The organism is Rhizobium pisi, from assembly GCF_003938655.1.
GTDB classification, from domain to species: Bacteria; Pseudomonadota; Alphaproteobacteria; order Rhizobiales; family Rhizobiaceae; genus Rhizobium; species Rhizobium pisi.
Genome location: NZ_RJJT01000006.1, coordinates 138,410 through 160,865, shown reverse-complemented (window position 1 = coordinate 160,865; position 22,456 = coordinate 138,410). Strand labels below are relative to the sequence as shown.

Here is a 22,456-nt window from a genome sequence, read left to right as displayed (position 1 = left end):
CCCGCGTCAGGCAAGATTTCGAGACCTTTGCCGGTGTGACGAAGGATGAAATCGTCATTGCCGAACTGAACGGGCAGGTTGTCGGCTGGGCTGCGCGCCAGACTGCGAGGAACTACCTCTCCGACTTGTGGGTGCATCCCGACCATCAAGGCAAGGGTTTCGGCAAGGCGCTTCTGCTCCATCTGTGCGAGGCGATGAGGAACGAGGGGCTGGTAACAGCGCGGCTCGACACGCACGCCAGAAACGGCGGCGCCATCCGCCTCTACGAACGCTGCGGCTTCACCATCGTCTGGCACGGCATCGAATTTTCCAAGAGCATGGGCGTCCCGCTCGAAAAGGTGCATCTTGAAAAGCGTTTGACGGATCGATAGCTGAAACCAGAAGGAGATCTTATGCCGAAACAGGATCTTGCGAAATTGATCGAGGCATTCGATCGCCTTGCCGCCGCCGATTTCACCATGGGCGCGGAGTGGCAGGCGGTCCACGAAATCTGTCAGCGCCACGAAGGCGAACAGCCGTTCGATTGGGGCCATGCCCTTTGCCACCGCATCGAGCGCGATGACTGGAATGCCGACTATTGGTATCGTCGCGCCGGCAAGGCGCGCGGTACCGGCGCAATGGCCGACGAGTGGTCGGCAATGCGGGCGGAGTTCTCTGCAAAGGCTTGAGACTTCGCCCTGACCGCGCGCCGGTTCGACGAGCGGTCAGGGTGGTTGCCTGAATTACCTGTTGTCCAGCTGCGACCTGACCAGCCTCAGTCCTCTTTCGGTGATCCGGTAGGGCTGGCCGCCTGAGGACTTGATCGCCCTCAGCCGTTTCAGCTTTCGGAAGAGATCGAAGTCGACGCCGGGATAGAGCCAGCCGTCGCGGGTGAAGCAACTGACGGCCTCGATTTTCCTGTTGTCGTCGCGGGTAATTTCGATGCGGCCGCCTTGGGCCATGAGATGCAGGATGCGCTGCTCCGTGCGTGAGATGTCCATGTGTTGAGATCCGGTGTCGCGCCCGGCAGGGCGCACAAAAACGATCTGGCGCTCATTCGAACGTCAGGGCTTCGTTTTTTTCGGGCCCATGCGCGCAAGCGAACTTGCTGGCAGGGCCTTTACCGGGTCTCAGGCAGGCTCAACATAAAACACCTCGATAAGGTTTCTTATTCAGCCGGGAAAAGCCGGTCAAGAGCGTGTGCTCAGATCAAAACCAGTCCAAAATTGTAGTTTCGGACCCATCACTCCATGGCAGGTACTGGTAAAACCCGCGACTCAATGGTCTAGTTGAGGGGTAACGCGGAGGTGTCTTTGATCCACATTCGCAATGCCCGCGATGGGGAAGCGGAACTGCTGAGCGAGATCGGGCTGAGGGCCTGGCAGAAAGCGATGGCGGCGATCGGCGAATCGGACGCGATGATCGACGCGGCGCGCAACGCCTTTCGCAATTTCGTGGAAAACGACTGGCTGACCATTACCGTCGCCGAGCAGAACGGCCAGGTCGCAGGCTGGGCGGCGCGCGAGGGATTGGACGAAACCATCTCGGATTTCTGGATCGATCCCGCCTTCACTCGCCAGGGGCTCGGTTCGGCCCTGCTCGAGCGCATAGAAAAGGACATTGCCGAGCAGGGCTTTGAAAAGGCGGCGATGCAGACCCATTCGGGCAACAGCGAAGCAATCGGCTTCTTCCGGAAGCACGGCTACAGCATCCACTGGCTCTCGGTTGCCTACAATCCGAAACTTGACCGCGACGTGCCCTCCGTCGGGCTGAGGAAGCAGCTTGTTTCCGACGGTCAGGGTGGGTACGGGCAGGAATTCTGACGCTCTTAAAATCCTGTCGTGCAGCAAACGCCGCGAAGCGCGGGTCTACGGCGTACTATGCGGACGTCACGCAAAAGTTGTTGCCTTCAGGATCATTCAATACGGTGTAGGCATCCGTCTCGCGCATGAACGTTGCACCAAGGGATAGGAGCCGTTCCACTTCCTTCTGACGGTCCGGAGCGGCGATATCGAGATGAACCCGGTTGCGGGCAGGACGCTCGCCTTGGCGAAGGTGGAAGCAAAGGCGTATTCCGGGACCGTCGACCATCACGGTCGGATCCGTTTCAGGTGTCAGTCCCATCGCGGCAAGGCGGGCCAGCTCAACATCGTCATAAGGCATTATCTTGTAGCCGTCGAGCGCAGCCGCCCAGAAGCGGGCGACGCGCGAGGGAATGTCGCAATCGACGACGATTTCTTTCAGCTTTCCCATGGCGCTTCTAAAGCTTGTCGGACCTACGCTGGGAAACGCGCTCAACGATCGCGCCGCCGACGGCCGGCAGCAGTGCGAAAAGGATGAGCTCTGGTGTTCCCTGCAGTGCCAACAGGCCAGAAATGGTGAACGCGACCAGCAATCCCGCCAGCGTCCCGACCAGATAAGGCAAATAATCCTTCAATAGTGCCTCCATGGGGTGAGGGTCCCAAATCCAAGCGACATTTTGCTGAAGATAGAGGTTACTGACAACTGGGGGCGGTCATAACTCGTGTCGATCGACCGGCTTATGCGGAATGCGTAGCCGCCCCAGTGCAATGCCGCCTCCCGGTCCGGGCGGAAGCGGCCAGCCGCAACTGCTGCACAGTTCCGCGAAAGCCTTGCACCGGCACGCCATTTCCTTTACCTCACCAGTGGAAAAGAACAGCCTGCAAAGAGTATCAGATGACCCTTGTCGACGTCCGCACGCCCGATCCGAAACGCTTCATCCCCGGCGCCACCGGCGACTGGGAAGTCATCGTCGGCATGGAAGTCCATGCCCAGGTTCTGTCCAATTCGAAGCTCTTCTCCGGTGCCTCGACGGAATTCGGCAAGCCGCAGAATTCGAACGTCTCGCTGGTCGATGCCGCCATGCCAGGCATGTTGCCCGTGATCAACGAGGAATGCGTCAAGCAGGCGGTGCGCACCGGCCTCGGCCTGAAGGCTGAGATCAACAAGCGCTCGCTGTTCGACCGCAAGAACTATTTCTATCCCGACCTGCCGCAGGGCTATCAGATCTCGCAGTTCAAGGATCCGATCGTCGGTGAGGGCAAAATCGTCATTTCGCTCGGGCCGGACCGCCAGGGCCAGTTCGAAGATATCGAGATCGGCATTGAGCGCCTGCACCTGGAGCAGGATGCCGGCAAGTCGATGCACGACCAGCACGCGACCATGTCCTATGTCGACCTCAATCGCTCCGGCGTTGCGCTGATGGAAATCGTTTCCAAGCCTGATATGCGCTCGTCCGATGAAGCCAAGGCCTATATGACCAAGCTGCGCTCGATCGTGCGTTATCTCGGCACCTGCGACGGCAACATGGACGAAGGCTCGATGCGCGCCGACGTCAACGTCTCCGTTCGCCGTCCGGGTGAGGACTTCGGCACGCGCTGCGAGATCAAGAACGTCAACTCCATCCGCTTCATCGGCCAGGCGATCGAATACGAAGCCCGCCGCCAGATCGGCATTCTGGAGGATGGCGGCAAAATCGACCAGGAGACGCGCCTCTTCGATCCGAACAAGGGCGAGACACGCTCGATGCGTTCCAAGGAGGATGCGCACGATTATCGTTATTTCCCCGATCCGGACCTGCTGCCGCTCGAATTCGATGATGCCTTCATCAAGGCGCTCGAAGTCGACCTGCCGGAGCTGCCTGACGACAAGAAGGAGCGCTTCGTGCGAGAGCTCGGTCTGTCGATCTACGACGCCTCCGTGCTCGTCTCCGAAAAGGCGATCGCCGATTATTTCGAGGCCGTGGCGGCAGGCCGCGACGGCAAGACCGCGGCAAACTGGGTGATCAACGATCTGCTTGGCGCGCTGAACCGCACTGGCAAGGATATCGAGCAGACGCCGGTTTCGCCGTCTCAGCTCGGCGCCATCATCGATCTCATCAAGGCGGGAACCATTTCCGGCAAGATCGCCAAGGATCTTTTCGAGATCGTGCTCACTGAGGGCGGCGATCCCGCCGAGATCGTCGAATCGCGCGGCATGAAGCAGGTGACCGATACCGGCGCGATCGAAAAGGCCGTGGACGAGATCATTGCCGCCAATCCCGATCAGGTCGAAAAGGTCAAGGCGAAGCCGACCATGGCGGCATGGTTTGTCGGCCAGGTGATGAAGGCGACCGGTGGCAAGGCCAATCCGCAGGCCGTCCAGGCGCTCGTCAAGGCGAAGCTCGGCATCGAGGAGTAAGCGGTGTATTTCGTCCGCACCGCTGGAGAGCGCGACCTGGAGAAGGTGCGCGCCCTTCTGGCGGAGAGCTTCCACGCCACCTATGACGGCCTCCATGGCAAGGCCAGGGTGGACGAACTGATCGCCCATCTCTTTACGCCGGCGGCGCTGAAGGCGCGCCTAGTGCGCAAGGATGCCGAATTCCTCGTGGCCGACGATGGCCGCAACATCGGCGGCATGGGCTATGCGGCAATGTCGCAGGCGTTGACGAAAACGGTCATGCTGCATCTCCTCTATGTCGGCCCGACGCTGCAGCGCCAGGGCATCGGCCGGGATATTTTCGCCGAACTCGAAACCTGCTTCCCGGATGCGGAGATCATGCGTCTCGAAGTCGAACCGCGGAATACGGCCGCGATCGGTTTCTATCGCGCACACGGCTTCACCGAGGTCGGCCGCAACGAGAATGCTGCGTCCGGACAATCCGGCATTCCAGCGCTGATTTTCGAAAAACCGCTCGAAGGGCATTGAGGTCGTGATGCTCGAATCGTCCGACATTCTTGTTCGCGAGGCGCGGAAAGATGATCTGCCGGCACTCGTCGCTTTGTTTGCCGCCGATGCGCTCGGCGGTCACGGCGATACGACGGAACCCGCGGCTTTTCCCGATTATGCCCGGGCCTTCGCCGTCATTGAGGCTTCGCCCGACCAGACGCTTTACGTCGCAGAATATGGCGGCGAAGTCGTCGGCACCTTTCAGACGATGGTGACGACCTCGCTGACCGGCCGCGGCTCTTCGGCGATGATCATTGAGGCGGTGCAGACGCGGGCCGATATGCGCGGGCAGGGGATCGGTGCCGCGATGATCGAATTCGCCATTGCCGAGGCAAAAGGCCGCGGTTTAAGGCTGGTGCAGTTAACCTCGAATGCACTGCGCAAGGACGCCCATCGTTTCTATGAAAGGCTGGGCTTTAAGCCCTCTCATCTCGGCTTCAAGATGGCTTTGAAATGACCCGCGGCTGTCGTGGAATCGCTGGACAATTCGGCGTTGCGACGGCATAAGCGAAGAAATGAATTCTGGTTTCGCTCGTGTTTTGACGGGCACAAGGAAAAGACATGTGGAATCTTCTGGTTCAAACCTTCACCTGGTGGAACGGTCAGACGATGGGCACGCGTTTTGCGACCTGGCGTTTCGGCAAGCGCGTCGGTGAGGATGAATTCGGCAACGTCTATTACGAGGGCGGCATGTCCTCTTACGGCCTGCCGAAGCGCTGGGTGATCTACAAGGGTTATGCCGAAGCTTCCGCTATTCCGCCGGGTTGGCACGGCTGGATGCATCATCGTACCGACGTTCCCCCGTCGAAGGAAAACTACACGGCCAAGGAATGGCAGAAGCCTCATCGTCCCAACCATACCGGTTCGCCGCAGGCCTATCGCCCGCCGGGCTCCATCGCCGTTCCGGGCGAACGTCCGCGCGTCACCGGCGATTACGACGCCTGGACGCCCGGCAACTGAGACGGCTCGACAGGGCCGATCCTCAGGCTCGGCTTTTAGCCACAATTGACCTTTACCCGCAGGTTGGCCGCGCTTGACCGCGGCCTTGAACTGAAAATGTCTGGAGACGGGTGCATGAAGCTCTTCACGCGGAACATGGTCCTGCGTGCCGCCGGATTGTTGCTGGCGCTCTCGGCCCTGCTTCCGCCGGCCGTGGCAAACGCCGCGCGCATCGAAAACCCGGTTGCCGTCTTCTCCGGTCTCGACAAGATCACCGGCCGGATCACGACTTTCGACGTCTATGTCAACGAGACGGTCCAGTTCGGCGCGCTGCAGGTAACACCGAAGGCCTGCTATTCGCGTGACCAGGCGGAAGCGCAGAAGATCGACGGCTTCGTCGAAGTCGACGAGATCACCCTTGACCGAAAGATCCGCCGCATCTTCACCGGCTGGATGTTCGCCGACAGCCCCGGCCTCAACGCCGTCGAGCATCCGATCTACGACGTCTGGCTGAAGGACTGCAAGACAAGCTCAGATGTCCCGGCTCCCGATAACGCCAAGGCGCCAGCCCGCTAACGCGCGATGCCGAAGCATACAGTATTTGGCTTAAAACTTTAGATTAGGCGACTCCATCGCCGCGGCCAGTATCACCGCATAGTCTGCCTTCGGAACGTCGATGGCTCCGAACGTCTTTAGATGCTCGGTGGTGAACTGCGTGTCGAGCAGGGTGAAGCCTCTTTCCCGCAGCCGGTCGACCAGATGCACGAGGCAGATCTTCGAGGCGTCGGTACGGCGTGAAAACATGCTTTCGCCAAAGAAGGCCGAGCCGAGCGAGACGCCGTAGAGGCCGCCGACCAGTTCATCGCCGTCCCAGGCCTCGACGGTATGGGCATGACCCATGTCGAAGAGCGTCGAATAGAGCGATCTGATCGTCGTGTTGATCCAGGTGCTCGGGCGCCCGGATGTCTCTTCCGCGCAAGCCGCGATCACCTGATCGAAGGCGTGATCGAAGCGGATTTCGAAAGGCTGCCTGCGCACCGTTTTGGCAAGGCTCTTCGATACATGGAAATGATCGAGCGGCAGCACGCCGCGCAGTTCCGGTTCGACCCAGAAGATCTCCGGGTCGTCGGCGGATTCGGCCATCGGAAAAAGGCCGATGGAATAGGCGCGCAGGAGAATGTCAGGGGTGATGCCTGGTGATTTCCTGCGCGATCCTGCCATTCCTGTCCTATGCCGCCGGCGTGTTGGCGAGGTAGTGTTCCAGCCAGTGGATGTCGTAATCGCCGTTGGCGATATCCTGGTTGGAGACGAGATCCTGGAACAGCGGCAGCGTCGTATTGATGCCGTCGACGACAAATTCGTCGAGCGCTCGGCGCAGGCGCATCATGCATTCGACGCGGGTGCGGCCGTGCACGATCAGCTTGCCGATGAGGCTGTCGTAATAGGGCGGGATCTTGTAGCCCTGATAGGCGCCGGAATCGATGCGCACGCCAAGGCCGCCAGGCGCATGGAAATGCGTGATCGTGCCGGGCGAGGGCACGAAGGTGCGCGGGTGCTCGGCATTGATACGGCACTCGATGGCGTGGCCGGAAAAATGCACCTCGTCCTGCGTCACCGAGAGACCGCCGCCGGAGGCGACGCGGATCTGCTCATGCACCAGGTCGATACCGGTGATCGCTTCCGTTATCGGATGCTCCACCTGCAGACGGGTGTTCATTTCGATGAAATAGAACTCGCCGTTCTCGTAGAGGAATTCGATCGTGCCGGCGCCGCGATATTTCAGCTTTTTCATGGCGTCGGCACAGATCTGGCCGATCTTCATGCGCTGCTCGACGTTGAGAGCCGGCGAATTCGCCTCTTCCCAGACCTTCTGGTGGCGGCGCTGAAGCGAGCAGTCGCGCTCGCCGAGATGGATGGCATTGCCTTCACCGTCGCCGAACACCTGGATCTCGATGTGGCGCGGCTTACCGAGATATTTTTCCATGTAGACGGCGTCGTTGCCAAAGGCGGCTGCCGCTTCCGTGCGCGCCGTCGACCAGGCTTCGATCAGATCGGCCTCACTCTTGGCGACCTTCATGCCGCGTCCGCCGCCGCCGGCTGTCGCCTTGATCAGCACGGGATAGCCGATTTCGGCGGCCGTCTTCAGCGCATCCTCTTCAGTCTTCACTTCGCCGTCCGAGCCCGGAACGACGGGAATGCCGAGTTCCAGCGCCGTCGTCTTGGCGGTGATCTTGTCGCCCATGATGCGGATGTGGTCCGCCGTCGGCCCGATGAAGGTGATGCCGTGTGCATCGAGGATATCGGCGAACTTGGCATTCTCAGACAGGAAGCCGTAGCCCGGATGCACGGCGTCGGCGCCGGTGATCTCGCAGGCGGCGACGATCTGGTGAATGTTGAGATAGCTCTCGCGCGAGGACGGCGGGCCGATGCACACGCTTTCGTCGGCAAGGCGCACATGCATGGCATCGGCGTCGGCGGTGGAATGAACCACGACGCAGGCGATGCCGAGTTCCTTGCAGGCCCGGAGCACGCGAAGGGCGATTTCCCCGCGATTGGCGATGAGGATTTTCGAAATCATGGGCATCGGCCTATTCGATGACGACGAGGGCTTGGCCGTATTCGACGGGATGTCCGTCATCGACGAGGATTTCGGTCACTTTGCCTGACTTCGGCGAAGGGATCTGGTTCATCGTTTTCATCGCTTCGATGATGATGAGCGTCTGGCCTTCCTTGACGGTCGCGCCGATCTCGATGAAGGGACGCGCGCCCGGGGCCGGGGCCATGTAGACGGTGCCGACCATCGGTGCACTGACGACGTTTGCGGGGTTGCGGCTGGGAGCTGCGGCCGGGGCGGCAGCGGCTGCTGCCGGTGCGGCGGCTGCGGGCGCGGCAAAGGCCGGCGCTGCGATCGGTGCCTGGACGTATTGCGTCGTGCCGGCGCGCGAAACGCGGATGCGCAGATCGTCCTGCTCGACCTCGATCTCCGTCAGATCCGTCTCGTTGAGAATGTTGGCGAGATCGCGGATCAGTGCCTGATCGATACCCGATTTCTTTTCAGCCATGGTGTTGCCCTGTCTTCTTCTTATGCCGTGATGTTCTTCAGCGCGTGGAGCGCCAGGATGTAGCTGTGAGGCCCGAAGCCGCAGATCACGCCCTTGCATGCCGGCGCGATCATCGACTTGTGGCGGAATTCTTCCCGTGCATGCACGTTGGATATGTGGAGCTCGATGACGGGAACTGAAATAGCGCGGATCGCATCATGCAGCGCGACCGATGTATGCGTATAGGCGCCTGCATTGATGGCAATACCGACGGCCTTTTCGTCCGCCTCATGGATCCAGTCCACAAGCGTGCCTTCGTGGTTGCTCTGGCGGAAATCGATATCGAAACCGAGTTCGCGGCCGGCCGCCTTGCAGTCCGCCTCGATGTCCTTGAGCGTCTTGCCGCCATAAATGCCAGGCTCTCGCTTGCCCAGCGTGTTCAGATTGGGGCCGTTCAGAACAAATATTGTTTGCGTCATCGAATGTTCCGTAAAATGCACGACGGCAACCTATAGACTCCGCGAAGGCTGATTGAAAGCCCTTACGGATTGGCCAGCGGGAATCGTGCCACATTTGTCCACATGGCTGAAACGCTTCGATTTTGGCGATTTGATGGGCGGCCCGGTTGGCAGCCCGCCTGCTCAGCAGGCGGTCTTGCCACAGCTGCGCATGTTCTTGACCTTGGCTTCGAGATCGTCGAGCCCGACGGCGCCGGGCACCAGCTCGTTGCCGATCACATAGGAGGGCGTGCCGCTGATGCCGAGGCTGGAGGCGAGCTGGTAGGTCGCCTGAACGATGCCGTCATTCGGGCTCTTCGCCATCTCGGCGCGGATCTTGTCCTCACTGACGCCAAGCGAAGCGGCGACCGCGATCGCTGTTTCGTCAGAGGCGCGGCCTGCGCTGCCGAGAAGGGCGACGTGGAAATCAGCGTATTTCTCCGGTGCGAGTTTGCGGAAGGCATCGGCCACCTTGTGGGCGGCGACCGAATCCGGTCCGAGGATCGGAAACTCCTTGAGCACGAAACGGACGTTCTTGTCCTTCTTCAGCATCGCCTGCATGTCGGGAAGCGCGTGACGGCAGTAGCTGCAATTGTAGTCGAAGAATTCGACGACGGTGACATCGCCCTTGGGATTGCCGAGCGTGACGTCGTTTTTCGAATCGAAGATGTTGGTGCTATTCTCTTCGATCGCCATATTGGCTTTCACCAGCCGCTGGGCTTCCTGCTTCTTCTGCAGCGCATCCTGGACATCGAGCATGATCTCGGGATTTTCGATCAGATATTGCTTGATGAATTCGCCGAACTCCTTCTTCTGCTGGTCGTCGAGCGCTGCCGCCGGAAGCGGAAGGGCGATCGATGCGGCAAGCGCCACTGCTGTAAAGGTGGGGAAGAAGGCCATGATATCCTCGTTATCGGCGGTATGATCGTCTCATCGTCGGGTTAATGGACTTGAGAGCGTTGCGTCAAGGTACGGCGCGTTCTCTGCTCCTCAAACAGGATTTTTCATCCCCGCGCGGTCCTCGCGGGATTGTGATGAGCCGATTATTGCGGCAATTGTCGGGCCGTCATTCAAAAGTCGAGCGAGAAGCGATCTTGTTTTCCATATCGAAACGCAGCGAAGTTGAGCCTTTTCACGCCATGGATGTCCTGGCGGAGGCGACGAAACGGCGTGCAAACGGCCATCCCGTCATCTCGATGGCTGTCGGTCAACCCTCGCATCCCGCACCTCAGGCCGCTCTCGCAGCGGCCCGCGAAACACTTGCCGAAGGCAGGATCGGTTATACCGATGCGCTGGGGACAGCACGGCTGAAATCGGCGCTCGCGTGGTACTATAAGGACCGGCACGGACTGGAAATCGATCCTGCTCGAATTGCCGTCACGACAGGGTCTTCGGCGGGTTTCAATCTCGCTTTCCTGACGCTTTTTGATGCCGGCGATGCAGTGGCGATCGCAAGGCCGGGTTATCCCGCCTATCGCAATATTCTCGGCGCGCTGGGTTTGAAGGTTCTCGAAGTGCCGGTGACGGCCGAGACCCATTTCACTCTGACGCCGCAAAGCCTGGAGGCGGCGCAGAAGGAAAGCGGCGTGAGGCTGAAAGGCGTGCTGCTCGCAAGCCCCGCCAACCCGACCGGCACCGTGACGGGCCGTGAGGGGCTGAAGGCGCTTGCAGATTATTGTGCGGCGCATTCCATCGCCTTCATCTCGGATGAGATCTACCATGGGCTGACCTTTGCCGGCGAGGAAGCGAGCGCGCTGGAGCTGACCGACGAGGCGATCGTTATCAACTCCTTCTCCAAATATTATTGCATGACGGGTTGGCGAATCGGCTGGATGGTGCTGCCGGAACGCTTGGTGCGGCCGATCGAGCGGGTGGCGCAGAGCCTCTATATTTCTCCGCCGGAACTCTCCCAGATCGCCGCTGCGGCCGCTCTCGGCGCCGGCGAAGAGCTTGATCGGGTCAAGGCAAGTTACGCCGCAAACCGTGAATTGCTGCTCGATCGCCTGCCGAGGATCGGACTTGCGCCGGCTTCGCCGATGGACGGCGCCTTCTATGCCTATGTCGACGTTTCCAGATTCACCAATGACAGCATGGGGTTTGCCAAGCGCATGCTCGGCGAAATCAACGTCGCCGCGACACCCGGAATGGACTTCGATCCGCTGGAGGGACATCGCACGCTGCGTTTGTCTTACGCAGGCTCGCAGGCGGAGATCGCCGAGGCGGTGGAACGAATCGCAGCCTGGCTGAAATAGCCTTCCAGGCCGGCGATCCACGCCTGTCGCTTAGCTACGCGACGAAAACAGCGAGGCAAGCGTTGAAGCCGGTTTGCCGTTCAGCCTGGGCACCACCACGAGCTGCCTGATGTCGCCGCGCTTGTAAGCTGCGAGGAAGCGCTTGTAGTCCCTGAAGGAGACGCAGCCGTTGGAATCGCCGTTCTTGCCGAGCATGTAGGTATGGGCCAGCAGGCCGACACGGTCATAGATCGCGTCCGCGCCCTCGACCGGCGTCAGCCGCAACGCCTCGACGCCATGGAAAAGGCTCTCGCGCATGGTGAGGGCATAGGTGTGCGGCGGCGTCGGTCCGCGCATCTTCTGGTTCACATAGCGCGGATTGTCGCGCATCTTGCCGAGACCGGAATGCGCTTCGAGCCGTTCGCCGTTCGGCAGATAGACGGTGCTGTTCTCGATGTCGTAGATCGCAACACCTGCGCGCAGCTTCGGTGAGAAGACCGGCTTGTCGTAACGCGGCACCGCATCGTCTTCGTCATCCTCGATCGGCGAGTTCGGCTTGGCATAGGCGAGGACAGGCTCGGCGGAGCGCTGTTGCCCCTTGGAAGCCGGAGCCGGTTTGCCGACGAGGCCATCGGGCCGCGCCATCGGCAGAGGTACCGAATCTGCGTCCGGCGCCAGAACGAGATCGAAGGGCGGTTGCTCTTCGGCCTCTGCAACGACCACGGGCGCCGTTTTTTCTGCAGGCGCTAACGCCGTCTTGGCCGCGGAAGCGACCGGCTCGACCGGGGCCGGAGCGATCTGCTGCGGCCCGGCATCGGCCAGTGCGAGCAGGGCGGGGAGTTGGACGGCCGCAACGACCTCCTTGGAGGGAATGATGATGCGGTCTTGGTTTTCCTCGTCCGCCCCGACCTGGGCAACCTCCGTCGAGGGCGTGACGATATCATCCTCGGCGAATTTTACGCTGTCGGCGGGAGCGGCCGGCGTTGCGGCGGCAACCGCTACCGGCGGTTCAGCCGGCGTGACGAGGCGGCTATTCCTTGCGAGCGCAAGCGAAGCCATTGCGGCAGCATTGGTCTTCTTCGCATGCGAATGGATAAGTTCGGCCGTCAGGGCCACGACCGGCTTGGCGTCGAAGGCCGCCAGCCGGTCAGCCTTGCCGACGTGGATCAGCCGTTCATGATTCATCGCCGGCTTGAGCTTCGGCGCGGATGCTACCTTCGTGAAGCCGTCGGGTGACGAAACGGGTGGGGCGATCGAATGCATCGTCGCGAAGGTCGCGATCAGCCATGTGGAGGTCAGAAGTCCGGCGCCGACGACACCGTAAAGAAAGCCGCGAGATCTGCGCGAACGCAAAGCAGATCCGCTAAGAGGGGTGACGTCATCGAACGTCCCTACCGCTAACGCCATACTACACTCGTCTTTCAAACTCGCTACGCAGGCCGGCGGCACTGACTGAATAAACTTCGCCGGGGCCGGTAAAGGCGCAAATGGGCCGAATTTGGACCAAGTGCGACTTCAGGCTTGTTTCGCAAGGATGACGAATTATGGTTTCTAATTTGTTTACGCGTCGTCGCTCTTTTTCTGGACGTCCCAAAAAGAGATGCGCGCGCCTTCTCAGGCGCGTTCCATCACATAACTTCCCGGGGCTTCCTCGATCGCATTCAGCGCGTCGCCGCCGGGTTTGCGTGCTGGCACGCGCCTGCCGTTTTGCGTTTCGATCCAAGCCTGCCAATGCGGCCACCAGGATCCCGGCGTCTCGCTCGCCTGCTCGAGCCAGTCCTCGTATTCTCCCTTTGCCGGGCCGCCCGTCCAGTATTGATACTTCTTCCTATTGGGCGGGTTGACGACGCCGGCGATATGTCCCGATCCGGTGACGACGAATTCCACCTTGCCGCCGAAGAACTGGCTGCCGAGGAAGACGGATTTGGCAGGCGCGATATGATCCTCGCGGGTGGCGAGATTGTAGATCGGGATCTTCACGTCCTTCAGCGACACGGACTTGCCGTCGAGGATCATCTCGTTCCGCGTCAGCGCATTCCGGAGATAGCAGTTGCGCAGGTAGAAGGCATGGTTTGCAGCCGCCATGCGGGTCGAATCGGCGTTCCAGAACAGGAGGTCGAAGGGCAGGGGCTCCTGACCCTTGAGATAGTTGTTGACGAAATAAGGCCAGATCAGCTCGGAGGCGCGCAGCATGTTGAAGGCCATCGACATCTTCGTACCGTCAAGATAGCCGGCCGCCTGCATATGCTCTTCGAGCGCTGCAAGCTGCTCCTCGTCGACGAAGACCTTGAGATCGCCGGCATGGGTGAAATCGACCTGTGTGGTGAAGAGCGTCGCGGTCTTGATGCGCTTGTTTTTTTCCTTGGCGTGCAGCGCCAGCGTTGCCGCCAGCAGCGTGCCGCCCACGCAGTAGCCGACGGCGTTGACCTCCTTCTCGCCAGTCGCCTTCTCGATCGTTGCAAGCGCAAAATCGATGCCCTCGCGGGCATAGGCCGCCCAGTCCTTCTCGGCATGGCGCGCATCCGGGTTGACCCAGGAAATGACGAAGACGGTCTGCCCCTGGTCGACGCACCATTTGATGAAGGATTTCTGCGGGTTGAGGTCGAGAATATAGAACTTGTTGATCCAGGGCGGACAGATCAGCAGTGGCCGCTTCAGCACCGTTTCGGTCGACGCTTCGTATTGGAGGATCTGGCAGATATCGTTCTGGGCAATCACCTTGCCAGGCGTCAGCGCCATGTCTCGGCCGACGGCGAATTTCGTCATGTCGGTCTGGCGCAGGCGAAGATCGCCCTTTCCGGCTGCGATGTCCTCGGCCAGCATCTTCATGCCGCGCACCAGATTTTCGCCGCTGGTTGCGATCGTCTCGCGGTAGAGCTGCGGATTGGTGGCGACGAAGTTGCTCGGCGAAAGCGCTGCCGTGATCTGCTTCACATAAAACTCGGCCTTGTGCTTGGTGTGCTCGTCGAGGCCATCGGTCTCCGACACCAGCTTCTCGGCCCAGTCTGACGTGACGAAATAGACCTGGCGCAGAAAATCGAAGAAGGGATTCTTCTGCCAGTCCTCGTCCGAAAAGCGCTTGTCCTTGCGGGTGTCCGGCTCGGCTGGCGTCGGCTCGCCCTGCATGCGCTGCATCGAGCGCATCCAGATGCCGAAGAACGAGGACATCAGCTGCGTCTGCGCCTCGAAAGTGCGGCGCGGATCGGCAATCCAGTATTCGGTGACCTTGGACAGCGTCTTGACCATGTCGGTCATCGGGTCGACGACGCTGTCGGCGATCTCGCCGCGTTCGCGCGGCGCAAGCCAGGCAGAGGCCGCTTTCCCGAGATTTTCGAGCGCCCGGGCGAAATTCATCGTCATGGCCTCAGGATCCTTCAACAGATAAGGATCGAGATCGGTCGCATCGAAACCGGCCTTGCCGCCATTCTCCTGCTTGCTGTCGGTCACCATTTCCTCCGGCGGCAGCACTCTTTTTATCAGTTCGTTGTACATCGCGACCGAACGAGAAAACAAGTTCCACCAGCATCCGCTCATGCTATTGCTTTGTGGCGGCGACAAATTTAACAGTCGAAGCAGTCAGAACTGGATTTTGAGGCATGACGAAGAACGGCATTCGGCGCATCGCAACCTTCAACCGCACCGCATTGATCTGCGCCGCGGCGGCGATGGCCCTTGCCGGGTGCAATCTGACGGCGGAACAGAAGGCCGCGGCCGCCGCCAAGCGAGCGGCGCCGACCGCCGTCGTCATGCCGGCCACCAAGGGCGAGGCGGTCGAAGGCGGCCTTGCGAAGTACCCGGACGGCTATCCGAATTTCGGCGCGCCGCTGACGGCCGCCAACGTTCAGATGAGCGATGAACAGGCGGCCGAACTGCAGCATCAGCTGACGGCACTCGCCGCCCGGCGCAAGGCCGGCACGATCTCGGAAGCCGAATACCAGGCCAAGGTCGCCGAAATGCGCCGCCTTGCCGCCGAACACGGCGCTGATACGCTCTCCGAAATCTCCAAATAAACCTTGCCTTTCAGGCGATTTGGACGCAAAGCCTTCCGGGTGGATCGGAAGATGCAATTTTCCTGATAATGCGCGCTGCGCGGCCTTTTCGTCAAAGATTTGCCGCTTGGCTTGGGTCTGATGAATACGGCGTTGCGATTCTGAAGTTCGTGTCGCAGCCGCCGGGAGACGGAACGAACTTCGACCGCGGCCCGAAAGGCCGCCTTTCCATGGGGAATGAAATGGAAGAGTTTCACAAAGTCCGGCGTTTGCCGCCTTATGTTTTCGAACAGGTCAACCGTTTGAAAGCAAGCGCGCGAGCGGGCGGCGCCGATATCATCGATCTCGGCATGGGAAACCCTGACCTTCCCACTCCCCAGGCGATCGTGGACAAGTTGTGCGAGGTCGTGCAGGATCCGCGCACCCACCGTTATTCGTCCTCCAAGGGCATTCCCGGGCTGCGCCGCGCCCAGGCCGCCTATTATGCCCGCCGTTTCGGCGTCAAGCTCAACCCGGATACGCAGGTGGTCGCCACCTTGGGCTCCAAGGAAGGCTTCGCCAACATGGCGCAGGCAATCACCGCGCCCGGCGATGTGATCCTCTGCCCGAACCCCACCTATCCGATCCACGCCTTCGGCTTCCTGATGGCGGGCGGCGTGATCCGCTCCATGTCGGTGGAACCGGACGAGAGCTTTTTCCCGCCGCTTGAACGCGCGGTCCGCCATTCGATCCCGAAGCCCTTAGCGCTGATCCTCAACTACCCCTCGAACCCGACGGCCTTCGTCGCGACGCTCGATTTCTACAAGGACGTCATCGCCTTCGCCAAGAAACACGATATCATCGTGCTTTCGGATCTCGCCTATTCGGAAATCTACTTCGACGGCGCTCCGCCGCCATCGGTTCTTGAAGTGCCGGGCGCAATGGATGTGACGGTCGAGTTCACCTCGATGTCGAAGACCTTCTCCATGCCCGGCTGGCGCATGGGCTTTGCCGTCGGCAACGAGCGGCTGATTGCGGCGCTCACGCGCGTGAAGTCCTACCTCGATTACGGCGCCTTCACGCCGATCCAGGTGGCTGCGACCCATGCTTTGAACGGCGATGGTTCCGACATTGCGGAAGTCCGCAACGTCTATAAACGTCGCCGCGACGTCATGGTCGAAAGCTTCGGCAAGGCCGGCTTCGACGTGCCGCCGCCGGCTGCCACCATGTTCGCCTGGGCGAAGATCCCGGAAAAGTTTCGTCATCTCGGTTCGCTTGAGTTCTCCAAGCTGCTGGTCGAGAAGGCCGACGTCGCCGTTGCCCCGGGCATCGGCTTCGGCGAAATGGGCGACGACTACGTCCGTCTGGCGCTTGTCGAGAACGAACACCGCATCCGCCAGGCTGCGCGCAACATCAAGAAGTTCATGTCGACGGCAGACGAGACGATGCATAACGTCATTTCGCTGAACGCACACCGCTAATCCAACCGTTGGGCAGCCGCGTCATGCGGCTGCCGCCACACAGACATTTCAGGATCGATCCATGGCAGATGCCCTCAAAATCGGCATTGCGGGCTTGGGCACCGTTGGCGCCTCGCTTGTCCGTATCATTCAGCAGAAGAGCAACGAGCTTGCCGTCACCTGCGGGCGTCCGATCATCATCACGGGGGTCTCCGCGCGCGACAGGACGCGGGACCGCGGCATCGATCTTTCGGGCGTCACATGGTTCGACCGGCCCGAAGACCTTGCCGAGAAAGGCGATATCGACGTCTTCGTTGAGCTGATGGGCGGATCCGAGGGGGCTGCCAACATCTCTGTGCGCGCGGCACTCCTGCGTGGTCTCCACGTGGTGACAGCCAACAAGGCGCTGCTCGCCTATCATGGCGTCGAGCTTGCGACGATCGCGGAGGAGAAAGGCTCGCTGCTGAACTTCGAGGCGGCGGTCGCCGGCGGCATTCCCGTCATCAAGGCGCTGCGCGAATCGCTGACGGGCAATGCCGTTTCGCGCATCTACGGCATCATGAACGGCACCTGTAATTACATCCTGACCAAGATGGAGAAGGAGGGGCTTTCCTTCGCCGAATGCCTTAAGGAAGCGCAGCGGCTGGGTTACGCAGAAGCCGATCCGGCCTTCGATATCGAAGGCAACGACACTGCCCACAAGCTTTCGATCCTGACGACACTCGCCTTTGGCAACCGCATCGCAGCCGATGACATCTATCTCGAAGGCATCACCAACATCTCGATCGAGGATATCCACGCCGCCGCCGAACTCGGTTATCGCATCAAGCTGCTGGGCGTTGCCCAGCGCACCGATACCGGCATCGAGCAGCGCGTCCATCCCACAATGGTGCCGGTCGATTCGGTTATCGCCCAGGTCGACGGCGTCACCAACGCGGTGGCGATCGAATCCGACGTGCTCGGCGAACTGCTGATGGTCGGCCCCGGTGCCGGCGGCAATGCCACGGCCTCGTCGGTGCTCGGCGATATTGCCGATATCGCCAAGAGCCAGCCGGGCGCCCAGCGCGTGCCGGTGCTTGGCCATCCTGCAGCGGCGCTGGAGCCCTATCGCAAGGCGCAGATGCAGAGCCACGAGGGCGGCTATTTCATCCGTCTTACCGTACTCGATCGCACCGGCGTCTTTGCAAGCGTCGCAACCCGCATGGCGGAAAACCACATCTCGCTGGAATCGATCGTCCAGCGTTCCAAGCAGCATCTGTCGCCTTCGCATCACCAGACGATCATTCTCGTCACTCACGCGACGACGGAAGAGTCGGTGCGCAAGGCCGTCGCCTCCATCAAGTCGGAGGGGTATCTCTTCGGCGAGCCGCAGGTCATTCGCATCGAGCGGCCGAAAGAGGAAGGCTGAACCCTTTTATCCCGAAACGGGACGAACGCCGCCCTGTCTCTGGCAGGGCGGTTTTTTATTATCTGTTCAACCTTCCCTAACGGAAGTCTATATTAACAGATGCGAAAATATTGATATAAATAAAACCGGAGATGGTGAGTCGTCGGCGTGGAGAATTTCATGAGCAAGGACAGCCATGCCGGGAAGGGGTATGGCCGCCCGCGCGAGGTGCCGCCGAACCGTCCCGATGTGCTTGAGAAAATCCTCAAGCCGGTCCACCGTGAGATTCTCGAAGAGACTCAGGATGGGGCTGACGGCGACGAATACACGGCAGGCCGCAACTGGGCCATTTTGCTGACGCTGTTTTCGTTCCTGCTGGTGATGCTCGCGGGCATCGCCCTGATCGTCTGGGCCGTGCTTTAGCATGTCGCGATCTTTCAGATTTGCTCGCGCTTTACGAGATTTATTTCTACGCGTGTCGTTATCGCGCGACATGCTTTGGTAAAAATCCGTGTCTGCAAACCCGTCGCTATGTTATCTCCGCTGCTCCTGTAGAAAGAGCAGATGAAGTCAGCGGAGTTTGGCATGGCAGATCTCGTCGATCCCGTACAGCGTGCGTTCCTCGGCGTGGAGAAATCCGCGCTCGACAATCGCTGGGTCGCGCGGCTCGATCAGGCCGGACAGAATCGTGCGCTGGCCATGTCGCAGATCCACGGACTGCCGGATCTGATCGCCCGCGTGCTGGCGGGGCGCGGTGTGACGGTGGACGAGGCGATCGAATTCCTCGATCCGACGATCCGTGGCCTGATGCCCGACCCCCATACCCTGACCGACTGCGAAAAAGCCGCCACCCGCCTCGTGAGCGCGATCGAGCGCGGCGAGAACGTCGCGATCTTCGGCGATTATGACGTCGACGGCGCGGCATCCTCGGCACTGATGTTCCGCTTTCTCAGCCATTTCGGCGTGAAGGCGAACATCTATATTCCCGATCGCGTCTTCGAAGGCTACGGTCCCAATCCGGCGGCGATCAATCAGTTGATCGACAACGGCGCCCAACTGATCGTCACCGTCGATTGCGGTTCCACCAGTCATGAGGCGCTTGCGGCTGCTGCCGCGCGCAACATCGATGTCGTCGTCATCGATCACCACCAGGTGACACATGAGCTGCCGCGCTGCCATGCGCTCGTCAACCCGAACCGCGAGGATGATCTCTCGGGGCAGGGGCATCTTTGTGCGGCGGGCGTCGTCTTCATGGTGCTGGTTGCGACGCTGCGGTTGCTGCGTGCGGCCGGCAACAAACGCATCCTGGCGATCGACCTGCTGCAGTGGCTTGACATCGTGGCGCTTGCGACGGTCTGCGATGTCGTACCGCTGAAGGGCCTCAACCGCGCCTATGTCGTCAAGGGGCTGGTCGCCGCCCGGCACCAGAGCAATGCCGGCCTTGCCGCACTCTTCCGCAAGGCAGGGCTCGCAGGCCCGGTGACGCCCTATCACTTCGGCTTCCTGATCGGCCCGCGCATCAATGCCGGTGGGAGGATTGGCGATGCGGCGCTGGGGAGCCGCCTGCTGACGCTCGACGATGCCGGAGAGGCGGATGTGATCGCACAGCGCCTCGACGAGCTCAACCGTGAACGTCAGGCGATGGAGGCAATGATGCTGCAGGAGGCGGAAGCCGAGGCACTCGCCGAATATGGCGACGGCGAGGGCGCGTCCGTGATCGTCACCGCCCATGAGAAATGGCATCCCGGCATCGTCGGGCTGATCGCGGCGCGGTTGAAGGAGAAGTTCAAGCGGCCGGCCTTCGCGATTGCCTTCGATCCCTCGGGCCGCGGCACTGGTTCCGGCCGCTCCATCAACGGTTTCGACATGGGGAAGATGGTGCGGGCTGCGGTCGACGAGGGAATACTCGTAAAGGGGGGCGGCCATGCAATGGCCGCGGGGCTGACGGTCGAGCGCGACAATCTGGGCAGGCTGAGGACTTTCTTCACGGAAAAGGCGGCGAGAACGGTGGCGAGCCTCGTTGCCAACGAGACGCTGAAGATCGACGGCGCGATCGGCGCAAGCGGCGCCACCCTCGAACTCATCGACCGCCTGGAGGCTGCCGGCCCTTATGGCTCGGGCCACGCGCAGCCGCTCTTCGCCGTGCCGGCGCATCGCGTGCGCGACGCGCGCCTGGTCGGCGAGAAACACGTGAAGGTGACGTTGGAGGCAATGGACGGATCGCGACTCGACGGCATCGCCTTCCGCGCCGCCGATACCGCCCTCGGCGGTCTTCTGCTCAATTCACGGGGCGCGAACCTCCATGTCGCAGGCGCGCTCGGCGCCGATCATTACCAGGGTGCACGCCGCATCCAGCTGCGTGTCTTCGATGCAGCACCGGCAAAATGAATGGCCGCGAAAAGCGCTGACGAATAAAGGATTTAGCGGGAAAACACTGGCACGCCCTAGGGGAGTCGAACCCCTCTTCCCAGAATGAAAATCTGGTGTCCTAACCGATAGACGAAGGGCGCGTCCTTCGTGGTGGCGCCCTTATAGTCAGCACCTTCGAAAGCCGCAAGCGCCAAGGCGCGAAAAAATCATCGTTTTCGCCGATTTTTTTGCTGCTGTGGAAAATCACGGTTCGCACGGCAGCGAAGCCGAAAAAGATCAAGCGACGGGGACAGGCTGACGGGCCTCACACAGCAAGATGGTACGCCCTAGGGGAGTCGAACCCCTCTTTACAGAATGAGAATCTGTCGTCCTAACCGATAGACGAAGGGCGCGCGAGCCAACTTCGTTAAAATAGGCGCGCACACAGGCTTCTGCAAGCGGATGCAATGGGTTCTATAAGGAGAGAAAGTGGCACGCCCTAGGGGAGTCGAACCCCTCTTCCCAGAATGAAAATCTGGTGTCCTAACCGATAGACGAAGGGCGCTTCCTTCGTGGTGGCGCCCTTATAGTCAGGCCCTTTCGATCCCGCAAGCGGCAAATTCGATTTTTATCAAAAAAATGACTATATTTCGGCTGGTAGATTGTTTGGGATTAGGTTAGCCGAATCAACGGTTTGTGGGCGTTGCTGGAAGTCCGTCGGTTGGAGCTGACGTCGCGTCACGCCGTTTCGCCCGATGGAATCAGATAGCTCTTGCCGTCGCCATAGGCGCGCGTTTACCACCGCAACCCCAGTTCCAGTCGCGTGTTTTGCCGGTGTCGAGGTGGACCGAATCCGTATGGCAATAGGTGCCGACACCGCCGCGGTCCGGCAGCGAGCGGATATAAGCGGCGATATCCCATTTCGGCACGCCGTCGATCCGGATGTCGGCTGCCTCGCAGCTCTTGTGCATCGATTCGTCGGCGCCGCCGACCAGGCGGTTATGCTCTTCGTCGCGATAGCCCGAAGTAATGACAACGGGCCGGCCGAAATGGGTTTCGACCGTCTTGATCACTTTCAACAGGTCTGGCTTGAAACAGCCGACCTCGACATTGTCGTTCTGGAGATGCAGCCCGTTCGGCGCGATGCGCGTCATGCCGGGAAGGGCGGCCTTGTGCAGGAGGCCGGAGAGACTGCCGAGCAGGTTCTGCTTCGGAGCACTGTAGAGCGCGTTCGTCGTCGAGGTCGGAATGCTGCCCGTCGCCAATGATGCGGTTTGAACGGGCGCAACCTGTGTGCTCGTATTCTGCGAGGATTGCTGTGGCAGCACCGGCTCCGCCGCCTGTTCTGGCGCGGCAGGCTGGCTGTAGACGCCACTTCTTGCCGGTGCGGCACCTTCCGCCGGCGCATAAGCCTGCGGCTGAATGACGGTGGATGTGCTGTTGTTCTGCGGCCCCGGCTGGTGATCCGAAAAAATGCTCATCGCCTGCGCGTTGATCCGGGTCGACTGCATGACGAGCCCGCCGATATTGGCGGGTGCTGCCGTCGCGGGATCTGCCGGTGGGGCGGCAGCATTCGGGTTTTGCGCGATAAGCTGAGGCGCGGCTTGAGCGCCGGATACATTGACCACCTGCGGGTCGCTATAGACCGAGCGCGGGCCGGATTTTGCGGGCGCAGCCGTTGCAAGTTGAACTGTTGGGACCGTTGCGGCCTGCGCCGCCGGAGCGGCTGCGGCGGAATCGAGCGCCTTCTTGTTCGACACGCAGCCGGACAGCGCCAGCATCGAGGTGGCGATCAGCAACGCGCCCGTCAGGGGCATCCGCATCTCAGTATTACGCAAGCGAGCCGTCTCCAGTAGATGCGGAAAATGTGCGAAAAA

25 protein-coding genes and 3 tRNA genes are annotated in these 22,456 nt (G+C 60.8%); 14 read left to right on the top strand and 14 right to left on the bottom strand.

Features of this window, described 5'->3' with window-relative positions; genetic code table 11:
• Positions 1–35 precede the first annotated feature (35 nt).
• Both EFD55_RS10360 and EFD55_RS10355 read left to right on the top strand, forming a co-directional pair.
• Positions 36–371, top strand: coding sequence for a GNAT family N-acetyltransferase (locus EFD55_RS10360; RefSeq protein ID WP_376774091.1), 336 nt, complete (start codon positions 36–38; stop codon positions 369–371).
• Positions 372–392: 21 nt separating this feature from the next.
• Positions 393–668: a hypothetical protein gene (locus EFD55_RS10355; RefSeq protein ID WP_125844915.1), complete on the top strand. Its 276-nt coding sequence runs from the start codon at positions 393–395 to the stop codon at positions 666–668.
• 54 nt (positions 669–722) lie between these two features.
• Here EFD55_RS10355 and EFD55_RS10350 read toward each other — a convergent pair whose 3' ends face one another.
• Positions 723–980 (bottom strand): YjhX family toxin, encoded by a 258-nt coding sequence (locus EFD55_RS10350; RefSeq protein ID WP_125844913.1) that lies wholly within the window; start codon positions 978–980, stop codon positions 723–725.
• 312 nt (positions 981–1,292) lie between these two features.
• Between EFD55_RS10350 and EFD55_RS10345 the strand changes: the two genes are divergently transcribed.
• Positions 1,293–1,802 (top strand): GNAT family N-acetyltransferase, encoded by a 510-nt coding sequence (locus EFD55_RS10345; RefSeq protein WP_125844911.1) that lies wholly within the window; start codon positions 1,293–1,295, stop codon positions 1,800–1,802.
• 55 nt (positions 1,803–1,857) lie between these two features.
• Here the strand turns inward: EFD55_RS10345 and EFD55_RS10340 are convergent, their stop codons facing one another.
• Both EFD55_RS10340 and EFD55_RS33100 read right to left on the bottom strand, forming a co-directional pair.
• Positions 1,858–2,232, bottom strand: coding sequence for a VOC family protein (locus tag EFD55_RS10340; RefSeq protein ID WP_125844909.1), 375 nt, complete (start codon positions 2,230–2,232; stop codon positions 1,858–1,860).
• A 7-nt stretch (positions 2,233–2,239) separates the two neighbouring features.
• Positions 2,240–2,416 (bottom strand): DUF4262 domain-containing protein, encoded by a 177-nt coding sequence (locus EFD55_RS33100; RefSeq protein WP_165504808.1) that lies wholly within the window; start codon positions 2,414–2,416, stop codon positions 2,240–2,242.
• 260 nt (positions 2,417–2,676) lie between these two features.
• On the opposite strand from EFD55_RS33100, the gene gatB reads away from it, so the two are divergent.
• From gatB to EFD55_RS10315, 5 genes are all read left to right on the top strand, one after another.
• Positions 2,677–4,179, top strand: a complete 1,503-nt coding sequence (gene gatB, locus EFD55_RS10335; protein WP_125844907.1) for an Asp-tRNA(Asn)/Glu-tRNA(Gln) amidotransferase subunit GatB — start codon at positions 2,677–2,679, stop codon at positions 4,177–4,179.
• A 3-nt stretch (positions 4,180–4,182) separates the two neighbouring features.
• Positions 4,183–4,686, top strand: a complete 504-nt coding sequence (locus EFD55_RS10330) for a GNAT family N-acetyltransferase (protein WP_125844905.1) — start codon at positions 4,183–4,185, stop codon at positions 4,684–4,686.
• Between the two features lie 7 nt (positions 4,687–4,693).
• Positions 4,694–5,164, top strand: a complete 471-nt coding sequence (locus EFD55_RS10325; protein WP_125844903.1) for a GNAT family N-acetyltransferase — start codon at positions 4,694–4,696, stop codon at positions 5,162–5,164.
• 104 nt (positions 5,165–5,268) lie between these two features.
• Complete coding sequence (locus EFD55_RS10320; RefSeq protein WP_125844901.1) at positions 5,269–5,667, top strand: NADH:ubiquinone oxidoreductase subunit NDUFA12; 399 nt, start codon at positions 5,269–5,271, stop codon at positions 5,665–5,667.
• 114 nt (positions 5,668–5,781) lie between these two features.
• Positions 5,782–6,222, top strand: coding sequence for a DUF2155 domain-containing protein (locus EFD55_RS10315; RefSeq protein WP_125844899.1), 441 nt, complete (start codon positions 5,782–5,784; stop codon positions 6,220–6,222).
• Between the two features lie 30 nt (positions 6,223–6,252).
• On the opposite strand, the gene aat is transcribed toward EFD55_RS10315, so the two are convergent.
• From aat to EFD55_RS10290, 5 genes are all read right to left on the bottom strand, one after another.
• Positions 6,253–6,867, bottom strand: a complete 615-nt coding sequence (gene aat, locus EFD55_RS10310) for a leucyl/phenylalanyl-tRNA--protein transferase (protein WP_125844897.1) — start codon at positions 6,865–6,867, stop codon at positions 6,253–6,255.
• 7 nt (positions 6,868–6,874) lie between these two features.
• Entirely contained in the window at positions 6,875–8,230 is a 1,356-nt protein-coding gene (gene accC, locus EFD55_RS10305; RefSeq protein ID WP_174824496.1) for an acetyl-CoA carboxylase biotin carboxylase subunit, read from the bottom strand.
• A 4-nt stretch (positions 8,231–8,234) separates the two neighbouring features.
• The gene (gene accB, locus EFD55_RS10300; RefSeq protein ID WP_125844895.1) at positions 8,235–8,708 is read right to left on the bottom strand and encodes an acetyl-CoA carboxylase biotin carboxyl carrier protein; all 474 of its coding nucleotides are present in this window, start codon (positions 8,706–8,708) and stop codon (positions 8,235–8,237) included.
• A gap of 20 nt (positions 8,709–8,728) precedes the next feature.
• A complete protein-coding gene (aroQ, locus tag EFD55_RS10295; protein WP_125844893.1) occupies positions 8,729–9,166 on the bottom strand; it encodes a type II 3-dehydroquinate dehydratase in 438 nt (145 codons plus the stop codon).
• 162 nt (positions 9,167–9,328) lie between these two features.
• A complete protein-coding gene (locus EFD55_RS10290) occupies positions 9,329–10,084 on the bottom strand; it encodes a DsbA family protein (protein WP_125844892.1) in 756 nt (251 codons plus the stop codon).
• Positions 10,085–10,278: 194 nt separating this feature from the next.
• Between EFD55_RS10290 and EFD55_RS10285 the strand changes: the two genes are divergently transcribed.
• The gene (locus tag EFD55_RS10285) at positions 10,279–11,436 is read left to right on the top strand and encodes a pyridoxal phosphate-dependent aminotransferase (RefSeq protein WP_125844890.1); all 1,158 of its coding nucleotides are present in this window, start codon (positions 10,279–10,281) and stop codon (positions 11,434–11,436) included.
• A 30-nt stretch (positions 11,437–11,466) separates the two neighbouring features.
• Here the strand turns inward: EFD55_RS10285 and EFD55_RS10280 are convergent, their stop codons facing one another.
• The gene (locus tag EFD55_RS10280) at positions 11,467–12,822 is read right to left on the bottom strand and encodes a DUF2778 domain-containing protein (RefSeq protein ID WP_125844888.1); all 1,356 of its coding nucleotides are present in this window, start codon (positions 12,820–12,822) and stop codon (positions 11,467–11,469) included.
• 207 nt (positions 12,823–13,029) lie between these two features.
• Entirely contained in the window at positions 13,030–14,865 is a 1,836-nt protein-coding gene (gene phaC / locus EFD55_RS10275) for a class I poly(R)-hydroxyalkanoic acid synthase (RefSeq protein WP_245438452.1), read from the bottom strand.
• Between the two features lie 146 nt (positions 14,866–15,011).
• Here phaC and EFD55_RS10270 point away from each other — a divergent pair, with 146 nt between their 5' ends.
• The 5 genes from EFD55_RS10270 (at position 15,012) to recJ (ending at position 20,618) form a co-directional block, all read left to right on the top strand.
• Positions 15,012–15,425 carry a hypothetical protein gene (locus EFD55_RS10270; RefSeq protein WP_125844886.1) on the top strand — a complete coding sequence of 138 codons (414 nt, stop codon included), beginning with the start codon at positions 15,012–15,014 and terminating at the stop codon, positions 15,423–15,425.
• Between the two features lie 221 nt (positions 15,426–15,646).
• Positions 15,647–16,864 (top strand): LL-diaminopimelate aminotransferase, encoded by a 1,218-nt coding sequence (locus tag EFD55_RS10265; protein ID WP_125844884.1) that lies wholly within the window; start codon positions 15,647–15,649, stop codon positions 16,862–16,864.
• 61 nt (positions 16,865–16,925) lie between these two features.
• Entirely contained in the window at positions 16,926–18,251 is a 1,326-nt protein-coding gene (locus EFD55_RS10260; protein ID WP_125844882.1) for a homoserine dehydrogenase, read from the top strand.
• A 159-nt stretch (positions 18,252–18,410) separates the two neighbouring features.
• On the top strand, positions 18,411–18,653 hold the full coding sequence (locus EFD55_RS10255) for a hypothetical protein (RefSeq protein ID WP_125844880.1): 243 nt from the start codon (positions 18,411–18,413) through the stop codon (positions 18,651–18,653).
• Positions 18,654–18,815: 162 nt separating this feature from the next.
• Entirely contained in the window at positions 18,816–20,618 is a 1,803-nt protein-coding gene (gene recJ / locus EFD55_RS10250; RefSeq protein WP_125844878.1) for a single-stranded-DNA-specific exonuclease RecJ, read from the top strand.
• A gap of 47 nt (positions 20,619–20,665) precedes the next feature.
• On the opposite strand, the gene EFD55_RS10245 is transcribed toward recJ, so the two are convergent.
• The 4 genes from EFD55_RS10245 to EFD55_RS10230 all read right to left on the bottom strand — a co-directional run bounded on the left by EFD55_RS10245 (position 20,666) and on the right by EFD55_RS10230 (position 22,417).
• Positions 20,666–20,740, bottom strand: a tRNA-Glu gene (locus EFD55_RS10245).
• Positions 20,741–20,917: 177 nt separating this feature from the next.
• Positions 20,918–20,992 (bottom strand) — tRNA-Glu (locus tag EFD55_RS10240).
• Between the two features lie 77 nt (positions 20,993–21,069).
• Positions 21,070–21,144, bottom strand: a tRNA-Glu gene (locus EFD55_RS10235).
• 196 nt (positions 21,145–21,340) lie between these two features.
• Positions 21,341–22,417 (bottom strand): D-Ala-D-Ala carboxypeptidase family metallohydrolase, encoded by a 1,077-nt coding sequence (locus tag EFD55_RS10230; protein ID WP_125844876.1) that lies wholly within the window; start codon positions 22,415–22,417, stop codon positions 21,341–21,343.
• Positions 22,418–22,456 lie beyond the last annotated feature (39 nt).